The 12,296-nt window shown below is 50.9% G+C and carries 10 protein-coding genes and 8 pseudogenes; 3 read left to right on the forward strand and 15 right to left on the reverse strand.

Annotation, left to right across the window (positions count from 1 at the left end; all coding sequences use genetic code 11):
• Window positions 1–553 precede the first annotated feature (553 nt).
• The 9 genes and pseudogenes from J4G02_17370 to J4G02_17410 all read right to left on the reverse strand — a co-directional run bounded on the left by J4G02_17370 (window position 554) and on the right by J4G02_17410 (window position 3,714).
• Window positions 554–703, reverse strand: a complete 150-nt coding sequence (locus tag J4G02_17370; GenBank protein ID MCE2396316.1) for a hypothetical protein — start codon at window positions 701–703, stop codon at window positions 554–556.
• Window positions 704–721: 18 nt separating this feature from the next.
• Window positions 722–961: pseudogene (locus J4G02_17375) on the reverse strand (serine/threonine protein kinase).
• Between the two features lie 51 nt (window positions 962–1,012).
• Window positions 1,013–1,087 (reverse strand): annotated as a pseudogene (locus tag J4G02_17380) (hypothetical protein).
• A gap of 51 nt (window positions 1,088–1,138) precedes the next feature.
• Window positions 1,139–1,369: pseudogene (locus J4G02_17385) on the reverse strand (PD40 domain-containing protein).
• Window positions 1,370–1,390: 21 nt separating this feature from the next.
• Window positions 1,391–1,615: pseudogene (locus J4G02_17390) on the reverse strand (PD40 domain-containing protein).
• A gap of 21 nt (window positions 1,616–1,636) precedes the next feature.
• Window positions 1,637–2,176, reverse strand: a pseudogene (locus tag J4G02_17395) (PD40 domain-containing protein).
• A 144-nt stretch (window positions 2,177–2,320) separates the two neighbouring features.
• A pseudogene (locus J4G02_17400) lies at window positions 2,321–2,548 on the reverse strand (PD40 domain-containing protein).
• A gap of 21 nt (window positions 2,549–2,569) precedes the next feature.
• Window positions 2,570–2,770 (reverse strand): annotated as a pseudogene (locus J4G02_17405) (hypothetical protein).
• 561 nt (window positions 2,771–3,331) lie between these two features.
• Window positions 3,332–3,714: pseudogene (locus J4G02_17410) on the reverse strand (WD40 repeat domain-containing protein).
• 524 nt (window positions 3,715–4,238) lie between these two features.
• Between J4G02_17410 and J4G02_17415 the strand changes: the two are divergent.
• Window positions 4,239–5,963, forward strand: coding sequence for a glutamine--tRNA ligase/YqeY domain fusion protein (locus tag J4G02_17415; GenBank protein MCE2396317.1), 1,725 nt, complete (start codon window positions 4,239–4,241; stop codon window positions 5,961–5,963).
• A gap of 36 nt (window positions 5,964–5,999) precedes the next feature.
• The gene (locus J4G02_17420) at window positions 6,000–6,398 is read left to right on the forward strand and encodes a hypothetical protein (protein MCE2396318.1); all 399 of its coding nucleotides are present in this window, start codon (window positions 6,000–6,002) and stop codon (window positions 6,396–6,398) included.
• A 471-nt stretch (window positions 6,399–6,869) separates the two neighbouring features.
• Here J4G02_17420 and J4G02_17425 read toward each other — a convergent pair whose 3' ends face one another.
• Entirely contained in the window at window positions 6,870–8,333 is a 1,464-nt protein-coding gene (locus tag J4G02_17425) for a glutamate--tRNA ligase (protein MCE2396319.1), read from the reverse strand.
• 499 nt (window positions 8,334–8,832) lie between these two features.
• On the opposite strand from J4G02_17425, the gene J4G02_17430 reads away from it, so the two are divergent.
• Window positions 8,833–9,051 (forward strand): hypothetical protein, encoded by a 219-nt coding sequence (locus tag J4G02_17430; GenBank protein MCE2396320.1) that lies wholly within the window; start codon window positions 8,833–8,835, stop codon window positions 9,049–9,051.
• 43 nt (window positions 9,052–9,094) lie between these two features.
• Here the strand turns inward: J4G02_17430 and trpA are convergent, their stop codons facing one another.
• The 5 genes from trpA to J4G02_17455 all read right to left on the reverse strand — a co-directional run.
• On the reverse strand, window positions 9,095–9,901 hold the full coding sequence (gene trpA, locus J4G02_17435; GenBank protein MCE2396321.1) for a tryptophan synthase subunit alpha: 807 nt from the start codon (window positions 9,899–9,901) through the stop codon (window positions 9,095–9,097).
• Window positions 9,898–10,479 carry a HEAT repeat domain-containing protein gene (locus tag J4G02_17440; GenBank protein ID MCE2396322.1) on the reverse strand — a complete coding sequence of 194 codons (582 nt, stop codon included), beginning with the start codon at window positions 10,477–10,479 and terminating at the stop codon, window positions 9,898–9,900. Before J4G02_17440 ends, trpA begins: the two co-directional genes overlap by 4 nt.
• A 140-nt stretch (window positions 10,480–10,619) precedes the next feature.
• Window positions 10,620–11,048, reverse strand: a complete 429-nt coding sequence (locus J4G02_17445) for a CoA-binding protein (GenBank protein ID MCE2396323.1) — start codon at window positions 11,046–11,048, stop codon at window positions 10,620–10,622.
• A gap of 48 nt (window positions 11,049–11,096) precedes the next feature.
• Entirely contained in the window at window positions 11,097–11,774 is a 678-nt protein-coding gene (locus J4G02_17450; GenBank protein MCE2396324.1) for an HAD family phosphatase, read from the reverse strand.
• A gap of 33 nt (window positions 11,775–11,807) precedes the next feature.
• The coding region (locus tag J4G02_17455) for a mandelate racemase/muconate lactonizing enzyme family protein (protein ID MCE2396325.1) at window positions 11,808–12,296 on the reverse strand (489 nt) is incomplete at its 5' end.

Raw genomic sequence — 12,296 nt, forward strand, 5'->3', positions numbered from 1 at the left:
AGTTTTGGAATTATTATATATGTTACCGTTTGCTTTCAACCAATATACACAAGCATAATTTGCCTGACAGTGTACTAGTGGCAAAATATTCATCAGCGGACAGATGGTAAAAGTACCACCACTTGTGATCAATTCCCCGCTTTTGTTTTATTCATCTGCCCGAACAGTGCAGAAGCCTACAGTTTGATGTCCTAGTTCTAACTAACGCACCACCGCCCCTTTGTATCATAAGTTGTGATCTGGACATCGGCAGCATGGGCGAGGGCGATAGGGTATCCATGTCTCTGGAACGAGTGGGGTTCGCTCTATTTTCACGCGATGCGGACTTACATTCCGATGGGGGCAGCTGGTTGTAGCAAAACACACGTACCGTTGGCATCCGCCGATTTTCGAGAGGGGCGTTTCGCTTGACGACGACCTCGCCCCGTTTCACGTCCGGTTCGCTCGCTCGCAAAACTAGTTAGACGCTTTTTATCATGGATTCTTGCCCTCGACTCAGCCAATACATAGCCGCTGTCAGAACCGACAAAAATTATACAGCGTGACAAACCTGCTATCGATCCCTTAGGGTCGTCATGTGCGCGCCGGTACGGGCGTCCCACAACCAAATCGTCCCATCATCACTCCCGCTAGCCAAGCCCCTCCCGTCCGGGGAAAACGCTACAGAAGTGACATCACCTGTATGCCCTTCAAGGATTGTCATGTGTGTGCCGGTACGGGCGTCCCACAGCCAAATCGTCCCGTCATCACTTCCGCTAGCCAAGACCCTCTCATCCGGAGAAAACGCTACAGAATAGACCGAGATCGTCGCGTTGAACGGACTGACCGCCGGACTCGACAGCCCGGTGCTCATCACCGTCAGCCCTGGATCCGATGGAGCTTCAAGGTTCCACAACCGAATCGTGTTGTCCGCACTCCCGCTGGCAAGGGTACTTCCGTCGGGGGAGAACGCTACAGACATAACATTAAGCCTATGACCTGTAAGAGTTTTTTCGTGCGCGCCGGTATGAGCGTCCCATAACATAATCGTGTTGTCCGCGCTCCCACTGGCAAGGGTACTTCCGTCGGGGGAGAACGCTACAGACATGATATTATCCGTATGTCCTTTCAGGGCCTTCTCGTGCACACCGGTAAAGGGGTTCCACAGATGAATCGTACCGTCATAACTGCCGCTGGCGATGGTGCGTCCATCGGGAGAGAACGCGACAGACCGGGATCCTGTATACCTTGGCCCCGGTCTCAGAGTCTTCTCGTTCGAGCCAGTGGGTACGTCCCACAGTCGAATCGTGCCGTCCTCGTTCGTACTGGCGAGGGTGTATCCATCAGGGGAAAATGCTACGGAAGTGACAGTATTCCCTCCGAGGGTCATCTTACGCGCGCCGGTGTTGGCGTCCCACAGCCGAATCGTGTCGTCCTGGCTGCCGCTGGCGAGGGTCCTTCCGTCGGGAGAGAACGCTACGGACCAGATTCCACCTGTATGCCCTTCAAGGGTCCTTTTGTGCGTTCCGGTACGGGAATCCCACAGCCGAATTGTCCGGTCTCCGCTCCCACTTGCAAGCGTATAGCCATCTGGGGAGAACGCTACGGAACTGGGAGTATGCCCTCTGAGGGTCATTTTATGCGCGCCGGTGTTGGCGTCCCACAGCCGAATCGTGCCGTCCTGGCTGCCGCTGGCGAGGGTCCTTCCGTCCGGGGAGAACGCTACGGACATAATCCCACCCGTATGCCCTCTAAGGATTGGCTCTTCAGAGATTGGAGGATCGTATCGGACGCTGTATCGCTGAACCGTGGTGTTCCCTACGCCCTCTATGTTCTGGACCGCATTGGCGAGCACATCGACTGTCACTTGGCCTGGGTTGTCGAGCGCGATCCTCGCCGTGTAGGCAGTGCCGGAACCCGACAACTTCATTAGGGAACCATTGCTGACCCGGATGTCGGTCGCCTCAAAGCCTGCCACGGGCTTGTTGAACCGAATCGTTACACCGAACGGTCCAGTCACTGGGCCAGTTGGTCCGGTAATCGTCATTGTCGGTGCCGAATCCCATAGGGCTTCAAGGTTCCACAACCGAATTGTCCGGTCCTTGCTCCCACTAGCCAGGGTCCTTCCGTCCGGGGAATACGCTACGGACATGACATCCCTCTCGAATCCCCTATATGCGCGCCCTCTAAGGATCATCTCACCCGCGCCGGTGTTGGCGTTCCACAGTCGAATCGTGCCGTCCTCGCTCGTACTGGCGAGGGTCTCTCCGTCCGGGGAGAATGCTACGGAAGTGACCCACCAATGCCCCGTAAGGGTCTTCCTGTGCGCCCCAGTGTTGACATCCCACAGCCAAATGCTGCGCCCACCCCCACTAGCGAGGGTGCTTCCGTCGGGAGAGAACGCTACGGACATGATATCATCGGTATGCCCTCTGAGGGTCATCCTATGCGCGCCGGTGTTGGCGTCCCACAGCCGAATCGTGTCGTCCTCACTCCCGCTGGCGAGGGTCTTTCCATCCGGAGAATACGCTATGGAAGTAACCCACCACCCATGCCCTGTAAGGGTCATCCTGTGCGCGCCGGTGTTGGCGTTCCACAGTCGAATCGTGTGGTCATTGCTCCCACTAGCGAGGGCACTTCCGTCGGGAGAGAACGCTACAGATCTGACATCATCCTTATGCCCTCTAAGAATCCTCTTGAGCCTCCCGGTGTTGGCGTCCCATAGCCGAACCGTGTCGTCCCGGCTGCCACTGGCGAGCGTGTTTCCGCCCGGGGAATACGCTACAGACATGACATCATCCCTATGCCCTCTCAAGATCCTGGAGCCGGTACCCCACAGTCGAATCGTGTCGTCCCGGCTGCCACTGGCGAGCGTGTTTCCGCCCGGGGAATATGCTACAGACATGACATCACCCTTATGCCCTTCAAGGGTCCTCTTGTGCGTTCTGGAACTGACGTCCCACAGCCGAATCATCTTGTCCTGGCTTCCACTAGCGAGTGTATTTCCGTCCGCAGAGAACGCTACGGACATGACAGCAGCCCTATGTCCTCTCAGGTTCATTTCGTGTACACCGGTACCGGCGTTCCACAACTGAATCGTCAAGGTAATATTGTCATCGTTATGGCTCCCACTCGCGAGGGTCTTTCCATCCGGGGAGAACGCTACGGACTCGACATCACCCATGGGCCCTTTAAGAGTCTTCTTGAGCGCGCCGCTAAGGGTGTCCCACAATCGAATCGTCTCGTCCTTGCCCCCACTGGCGAGGGTCTTTCCATCCGGGGAATACGCTACAGACCAGACATCATCCCTATGCCCTCTAAGAATCCTCTTGAGCGCGCCGGTGTTGGCGTCCCACAATCGAATCGTGTCATCCCGGCTGCCACTGGCAAGGGTGTTCCCGTCCGGGGAATACGTTACAGAAAAGACCATATCCGAATGCCCTCTAAGGGTTTTCCTGTGCACACCGGTACGGGCATCCCACAACCGAATTGTCTTGTCCCGGCTCCCGCCGTGTTTCCGTCCGGGGAATACGCTACGGAAAAGACCACCTCCGAATGCCCTCTAAGGGTTTTCCTGTGCGCACCGGTACGGGCATCCCACAGCCGAATTGTCTTGTCCCGGCTCCCGCTGGCGAGCGTGTTTCCGTCCGGAGAATACGCTACGGAAAAGACCACCTCCGAATGCCCTCTAAGGGTTTTCCTGTGCACACCGGTACGGGCATCCCACAACCGAATTGTCTTGTCCCGGCTCCCGCTACGCTACAGACCAGACATAAGCCGTATGCCCTCCAAGGACCAACTCGTCGACTTGGGCGGTGCCGCTCTGCAAAAACAGGACGGCCGCGAATAAAAGGCTAAACCTGAAAAATAGTGCTTTCTTTTTTATCTGCTTTCCAGTTATCGTCAGACATAAACGTTTGAATTGCATTCGATAAATCCTTTTTTTGCTAGAAATTTTGGCTTGAAAACAATGAAAACTTGCCAACGTCAGTAGATATCTCCGAGGTATGGCGATCAGATTATCACAAAGTCAGGTTAAAAGTCAACTTTTTTCAGTTTACAGAAGGTTTTTGACGATACTCTTCTGTCAGTAAGGACATACCGTGCTTCTGCTTAACAACTTCCTCATAAAATAGGCGCTCACTGTAGAAATCAGGTTGACAACCACGCGAATCTTTCCTATAATTTCCGAACCTCTCATCGACTCTTGAGAGAACATCGGATTATATACACTATCTTAATAAATCGAGGAAAACACCATGAAAGATGAAACAACCGAAACAGCAAAAAACAGTACGAACGATTCCACACTCACGACTGATTTTATTCGGCAGGCGGTTCAGGAGGATTTGCGGACAAACCGATTTGACGGTCGTGTGCACACGCGGTTTCCGCCGGAGCCAAACGGTTACCTACATATTGGTCATGCCAAAGCTATCTGTATTAGCTTTGGCGTGGCGGAAGATTTCAATGGGCTTTGCAATTTGCGATTTGACGATACCAATCCGACCAAGGAAAGCATCGAATATGTGGAATCACAGCAGAAGGATATCCGATGGCTCGGATTTGATTGGGAAGACCGAGAGTTCTACGCCTCGGACTATTTTGAACAGCTTTACGAATATGCTGTGAAACTCATCCAGAAAGGTAAGGCATACGTCTGCGATCTGAATCCCGACGAAATACGGGAGCATCGTGGCACGTTGACGGAGCCGGGGGTGAACAGCCCGGATCGTGACCGCTCCGCTGAGGAAAACCTCGATCTTTTCGTGCGCATGCGGGCAGGTGAGTTTTCGGACGGCGAGCGCACACTTCGCGCCAAAATTGATATGGCATCTCCCAATCTGAACATGCGGGATCCGGTCATGTATCGCATTCGGCGGGCAACGCATTATAGACAGGGCGACAAGTGGTGTATCTACCCGATGTACGACTTCACGCATGGCCAAAGCGATTCTATAGAGGGTATCACCCACTCGTTATGTTCGCTCGAATATGAGGACCATCGCCCCCTGTACGATTGGTATCTTGACGAATTGGAAATCTATCATCCGCAGCAGATTGAGTTCGCTCGACTCAATGTCAGCAATACGATATTGAGCAAACGGTGGCTCGTCCAACTCGTGGAATCTGGCTATGTCAGCGGGTGGGATGATCCGCGTATGCCGACACTATCCGGTTTCCGAAGACGTGGCTACACCCCGGAAGCCATCCGAGATTTTTGCAATCGTATCGGCGTGGCGAAAAGCGATAATCTGGTCGATATTGCGCTGCTTGAATACTGCCTGCGTCAAGATTTGAATATACGTGCGCCACGTGTGATGGCTGTCCTGCGTCCACTCAAGGTGATTATTGATAACTATCCGGAGGACGAGGTGGAAGAGCTAGATGCCGAGAACAATCCAGAGGACGAGAGTATGGGGCATCGGAAAATTCCGTTTTCACGTGAGATTTACATTGAACGGGAAGATTTTATGGAAGATCCACCACGGAAATACTTCCGTTTGGCACCCGGTCGTGAAGTACGCTTAAAACACGCGTACTATATTACATGTGTCGATGTGGTTAAGGATGAGCAGACGGGAGAAGTTACTGAGCTACATTGCACTTATGATCCGGATACACGGGGAGGGTGGTCTGACGATGGACGTAGGGTAAGGGGAACGTTGCACTGGGTTTCCGCACCTCACGCACTTGAAGCCGAGGTTCGCCTATTCGATCATCTCTTTACCGAACCGAATCCCAACGTTCTCACGGATGATGATTTCGAGGCGAATTTGAATCCAAACTCACTGGAGATATTGGAATCATGCCGAGTTGAATCCAGTCTCGCCGATGCCGTGCCGGGAACCCAATACCAGTTCCTAAGAACGGGCTATTTCTGTGTAGATCCCGATTCCTCCGATGAAAAACTGGTATTCAATCGGGCGGTAACGCTGCGGGACACTTGGGCAAAGATTCAGAGAGCACAGCAGCGTCAGTGAGGGACATTGTAAGCCCTGTGGAAAGGAGAGCGTTTCATGTCCGCCGTACAAATTCACAGTGAATTGACTGTCGAAGATTTGCTTAGTGTGGTTAAGCAATTGCCGCCGGCTGAACTGCGCGAATTCACGCAGCAATTTTCGGAGTGGCAAAAGCAAAATGGAGAGAAAGATGAAGCAGTACTAGTAACTTTGATTCAGGAACATTCCTTCTTGCCTCCTACTGAACAGGAACGCTATGAGGAGTTGCGCCGCAAGTGTGAAGCGACAACACTGACGGAACATGAACTTACTGAATACCAATCGTTGCTCCAACAGTTGGAGGCTCGAAACATCAAGCGCATTGAAGCTCTCAGCACCTTAGCACAACGCCGTGGAACAACATTGCGGAGCATCATGGCAGAACTTGGTTTGAAAGACGGCAATGGCGACTTCTGAGCGTATCTCCCTCTCATTGCGCCGCCAAGTGAACGAGCAAGCACGGGGACTTTGCGAATTCTGCCGTTGCCCCGCCGATTTTACCAATGCCTCCTTTTACTGCGAACATATCTAACCAAGAAATGCTGGCGGAACAACAGCTTTGGACAATTTGGCGTGGGCATGTCCATGGTGCAATAGTCACAAATATACCAAAACCCACGCTCAAGACCCACATACAGGACAGCGCGTTCCGCCCTTTAATTCCCGCCGGCAACGATGGTCGAGACACTTCGTTTGGAGTGCGGACTTCATGTACATCATTGGACGAACTAGGACAGGCAGAGCAACCATAGATGCCTTACATCTGAATCGTCCTCAACTTCTCAATTTACAACGATTACTTCACGCTGCTGGTGAACATCCACCCAAGGTAGAATAACTCGATAACAAAGAAGGCCTCTCGCTTCGGGTTTCTAGCATCGTCAATTGTTATGAAGTCTCTTGAATATGGTAGATAGCCCTGTCTAACCGCTCAAGCACCTTTTTTCTGCCGAGCAGGATGATAATATCAAATAAGCCGGGGCCCCCCGATTCGCCGCTCAGTGCAACCCGTAACGGCTGCATCGCCTTGATCCGACTGATCTCTTTCGCTTCAATGTGCGCCCAAATTGCCGCTTCAACCGGCTCCGTTTCAAACACTTCAACCGCCGCTAAAACATCGCGGAGTCCCTGCAAAATCTCAGCGGGATCGCCTTTCCACCACTTCTTAACCGCCTTGGGGTCATAATCAAAATCGTCGGTGAAAAGGTAACTGTAGGCGGTAATATCCGCTAGTGTTTCCAATCGATCTCCAACCGCTGCAATAAATTGCTCCAGCCAGGCCCGGCTTTTTTCTTCCTCTAGAAAACCCGCTTTCCGCAAGAAGGGGATGACTGCATCGGTGCGTGCAGGCAGGTCTAACTGTGTGATATAGTGCCCGTTTAACCACTGGAGCTTTTTGATGTCAAAGACACTGCCGCTCTTTCCTACCCGCTCAAAGTCAAATTTATCAACGAGTTGGTCAACGGAAAAAATTTCCTCTTTGTCGTCGTAGGACCAACCAAGCCGCACGAGGAAATTAATCAACGCCTCCGGCAGATACCCATCATCGCGGTACTGTCCAACGGAGGTAGCACCGTGCCGCTTACTTAACTTCTCGCCCTTGCTGCTGCCGAGCACCATCGGCAGATGTGCACACTGCGGCGGGTCAATGTCGAGTGCTTGACAGATTAGGAGCTGCTTAGGGGTGTTAGACAGGTGGTCTGCCCCTCTGATGATATGCGTTATTCCCATTTCAATATCATCAACGATCGAAGTGAAATTGTAGAGCGGCGAACCGTTGGATCTGACAATAATAAAGTCGTCAAGCGTGTCAGCCTCAAATTTTACCACGTCCAGCACGAGATCGCGCACAATGATTGCACCTTCCGGGATTTTGAGCCGAATCGTTGATTTGCGTCCTTCCGCTTCGAGTTGCTGTCGATCCGCTTCTGTCAGATGTCTACACTTTCCGGGGTACCCCTGTGGGCGTTTTTCCACACGAGCAAGCGTCCGCATCTGATCCAATTCTTCGGGAGTGCAGTAGCAGCGATACGCGTTACCTGTGTCGAGTAACTGCTGCACATATTTGTCATAGAGATCACCGCGCTCCGTTTGAATGTAAGGTGCGTGGTGTCCTCCAGCCCTCGGTCCTTCATCCCAATCAAGTCCAAGCCATTCCATCGAATCGTAGATGCCCTGCATCGATTCGTCGGTGGATCTGGCTTCATCGGTATCGTCAATTCGAAGGATGAATGTTCCGCCATGATGCCTTGCGAAAAGCCAATTAAACAGTGCGGTGCGTGCGCCTCCGATATGAAGAAATCCTGTCGGCGAGGGCGCGAAGCGAACTCGAATGGGTTGGTCCGTTGCCATTGTAATATTTACTCCTTTATGTAATAGATTTATCGTGCTACTTTTGATACATGTTGTTGCGATTGCGAAACACCGATTTGGCGTTCATGGTCTTTGTACAGCAACAGTTCGGATCTTTTTAAGAAACCCGCAGGCGCCTAAAGACGTTTTATCAATTTAGGCAAGATTTCGGAAACTCTGATGTTGCACAAAACAGGTCATAGACGGTTGCGCAGCTGCCCGATTTGTCGCATCAATTCTCGTTGCCAGAATTCGTCTGGTAGTTCAAAGGGCATTTGAAATCAAGGTGTCTATATATGCTGCGTCAGATTTGATGTTCTCAAAGGCTTAAGTACAAATATTGGCACTATTATTGCATCTTGAAAATCAATCAATGTGCCTCCTTGAGGAAAGCCAGTGCCCTCACTAGCTTTTCTATTGTTCAAAGTTATAGGATTATAGAGAATTCGCTCAATTCAGTAATCTGAAGTGCCAAAAAATCAACAGAAAGGAAGTCAAAATGACACACAGTCAAGACTCTCAAAAGAATCGTCAGAATTTTTATGAGCTCGCCCTACTTCTTGCTGACGGGCAAGCCCATAAAGATAAAACATACAGTTGGTCAGATTTTATAGACAATCTGTCACAAATCTGTGACCAATTTGCTTACAGTATTCACCCTAAAGAGAAACCGCGTCGGGGTGCGTTACAATCTCGCTACCGAACCTATCGGATGTAATTTTACGATAGGTTTCGTAGCCCCGATTGGATCGGGATTTTTGTCAAATCTCTCCCCGCACCCCCGCTGCCAATTCTTCCGCAAATTTCTTCACGTTCGATAAGATTGCCGTTTCGTCTCCCAGATGTGATTCTATAACGTTAACGATTGCGCTACCAACGATGACTCCATCCGCAAGGTGCGCGACTGTATTCGCTTGCTCACTGGTTGATACCCCAAACCCAACACAAACCGGTTTTGGGGTCTGCTTCTTCAACTCAGTGATCATCGGCTGCATCTCATCGGAAAGTGTCGCACGCGCCCCTGTGACGCCGGTAACCGAGACACAATAGATAAACCCTGTGCTGGCCGACGCAATGAAACGCATTCGCTCAGGCGAACTTGTGGGCGCGGCGAGGAAGATTGTGGCAAGGTCATGCGTTGGAGCGACCTTTAACAACGTAGAGGCTTCCTCCGGTGGAAGGTCTGGAATAATGACTCCATCTACACCCGCCTTGTGTGCTGCAGCGCAGAACTCCGCTTCTCCCATCCGAAAAATTGGATTGTAGTAAGTCATTAGTGCAATCGGAATCTGTGTCTCCTGCCGAAGGGTCTCAACCATATCAAGAACCCCTCGGAGTGAGATTTTATCCGTCAACGCCCGTTCACTCGCCTTCTGGATGCTTGGTCCATCCGCGATAGGGTCGGAAAACGGCACGCCCAGTTCAATGAGATCCGCACCCGCCTCTTCAAGCGTTAAAAGTAGTCTTCGACTGATCTCTTCGGTTGGATCTCCGGCACAGATGTATGGCATAAACGCGCTCCGACCCTCTGCGCGTAACTGCTCAAATTTTGCTTCAATTCGATTCAATATAACACCTCATTATAACTATTATTTTTATTCTCATGTTCCTCAATCTGATGCAGCGTCTCACTCACATAGCGGCGCAGCCACTCGCTGTTGGTCGTCCTCGCCAACTCATTAAGCGGCTCAATAGCTTGTCGAGACCCGATTTTCCCCAAAGCAATAACCGTCGCCGAACAGACGGATCGATCTGGATCGTCTAATGCTGCAATCAACGGTTCAACCGAGTAGGTAGCCCTCAAATCCCCCAGCGCAACGGCAGCGGCGCAACGCATATCCGGTTCCACATCGTTCAGAAAAGGAATTAACGGCTCAACCGCCCGCGCATCCCGCAATGCTCCTAGCGAGGAGATTGCAAAACGTCGCACAGTGCTGTCCGCATCCCGCAGAGCGTTAATCAGAGGCAGTACGGCTTGCACATCCCCCATTGATTCCAACGCTTGCGCAGCATAGGATCGCATTTCCGCCGAATCCGACTTCAGCTTGGGCAAAAGAACCCACCGTGTCGTTGCATACTTCAACGGAGGGAGCATCCGCTCCCACAGACTTTTTAGAGGCTTGAATAAAATGTATGTGTCTTGCATAGCAATAAACCAATATGTCGCAAGAAAAAGCGTTCAAAGCCAGTTGCAAGTCCTTTGGCGCTGACATCTGCTTTCTGCCCGTTGCTGTAGCGTTCGTGGTATTTCTGTTTATTTTTAGGGCGTGAGTGCGTTCATTGATATCACACCTGAGGCGACAGAAATCGGTTTGTAAATTCGGGCTTTGTGCATTTGTCCATTACGACCTGCAAACCGTGTGAACGTGCTTTGGCTGCGGCATTTTCGTGGATAATCCCCAGTTGCATCCAGACAACCTTTGCCCCGATTTCGATAGCTTGATCAACAATCTCTGGCACGTATTCGGTACGCCGAAAAATATCGACAATTTCGACAGGTTGATTTTTAGGAATATCAAGCAGACTTGGATATGCCTTTTCGCCTAAAACCTCGTCGTAGGTTGGAGTTACGGGAATAATCCGGTAACCCTGTTCTTTCAAAAACTTCGCAACACGATAACTAGGACGATCCAGCTTTGCAGAAAGCCCAACCACTGCAATTGTTTTGTATTGAACGAACATATCATGAATTGGATCGGACGTATGTGCAGACATTTGGCCCTCCTTTCTAAGTCTATTATTATTTACATCAGCAGAGCACAGTTACATCAACTCTAAACTTTTCCGAAAGTAGCTGTGAAACTCCCCTAGCCCTCCAAAAATTCTGTGCGCAAAAGTGAGGCTTTTCTCTGAAGGTGGCTTCATGTCTGGAATCATAACAGGTATCATCCCTGCATCATAGGCTGCCTGAATGCCAGCATCTGAGTCCTCCAAGACAAGACAACCCTCCGGGAGAACCCCCAGTCGCATCGCAGCAGCGAGAAAAATATCGGGGGCAGGTTTACCCTTTTGTATCTGATCGCCAGCGATCACTATGGGAAAATGGTCTAGCAGATTTGTGAGTGATAGTTTGTGAATCGCTCGCTCGTATCCTGTAGACGTTGCCACCGCCTTCGGCATTGAAATTTCGTCTAGGAAACTTAGCAATTCTAGAAGCCCAGATTTAACGGCTAACTTACCCTCATCAATCCATCCATCGACGTACGTACGACGTTTTTTTCGCACAGCATCGACTGGGAAATCGGAGCCAAAAATTTCAACTAAAATGCAGTCCGAATCCCGGCGATTTCGACCCACCATAGTAATAAAAATGTCATCGCTGATAGGAAACCCGAAATCCGCGCCGGCAAGCTGCCACGCTTTGAGCGCGAGTCTTTCAGTATCGATCATCAATCCATCCATGTCAAAGATGATAGCTTTGCATTCACTTATTGACCGCATAATCACTCCTACTCAAACCGTAGATACGGCTGCTTACCAATTCGCAGACCGGTTCTCCCACAAATGTTTTTTGACTTCCGCCTCATTCAGATCAGTCCCCCATCCCGGCTTTGTGGGAGTCGTCATGTAACCATCAATGATCTCCGGAGGATCGGTGACAAGGTCATCTTTCCACGGTACATCGTCAATGTCGATTTCCATAATGCGGACATTGGGCAGGACGGCACATAGGCTTGCACTCATGTACGTCGCTATATGGCTGTAGTAGTTGTGAGGCGCGATATTGGTCTGGTACACCTCCGCGAGGTCTCCGATTTTTTTAGATTGCGTGAACCCATTCCACGCCACGTCAATCATCATCACGTCTGCAGCATGTAGTTCAAAATAGGGGATGAACTCCCGCATGTAGAACAGGTTTTCGCCCGTACAGATACGGGTGGTTGTGGACTCTTTAATCTGTAAGATCGCTTCTGGGTCGTACATATCAATTTCGAGCCATTGGAGATCGAAGGGTTCTAATAC

It is taken from the genome of Candidatus Poribacteria bacterium (assembly GCA_021295755.1).
GTDB lineage: Bacteria > Poribacteria > WGA-4E > WGA-4E > PCPOR2b > PCPOR2b.

Coding starts and splice junctions, on each gene's coding strand:
- J4G02_17415 (MCE2396317.1), top strand. CDS start 4,239: ATGAAAGATGAAACAACCGAAACAGCAAAAAACAGTACGAACGATTCC.
- J4G02_17430 (MCE2396320.1), top strand. CDS start 8,833: ATGACACACAGTCAAGACTCTCAAAAGAATCGTCAGAATTTTTATGAG.
- J4G02_17420 (MCE2396318.1), top strand. CDS start 6,000: ATGTCCGCCGTACAAATTCACAGTGAATTGACTGTCGAAGATTTGCTT.
- J4G02_17370 (MCE2396316.1), bottom strand. CDS start 703: ATGACAATCCTTGAAGGGCATACAGGTGATGTCACTTCTGTAGCGTTT.
- J4G02_17445 (MCE2396323.1), bottom strand. CDS start 11,048: ATGTCTGCACATACGTCCGATCCAATTCATGATATGTTCGTTCAATAC.
- J4G02_17450 (MCE2396324.1), bottom strand. CDS start 11,774: ATGCGGTCAATAAGTGAATGCAAAGCTATCATCTTTGACATGGATGGA.
- J4G02_17440 (MCE2396322.1), bottom strand. CDS start 10,479: ATGCAAGACACATACATTTTATTCAAGCCTCTAAAAAGTCTGTGGGAG.
- J4G02_17425 (MCE2396319.1), bottom strand. CDS start 8,333: ATGGCAACGGACCAACCCATTCGAGTTCGCTTCGCGCCCTCGCCGACA.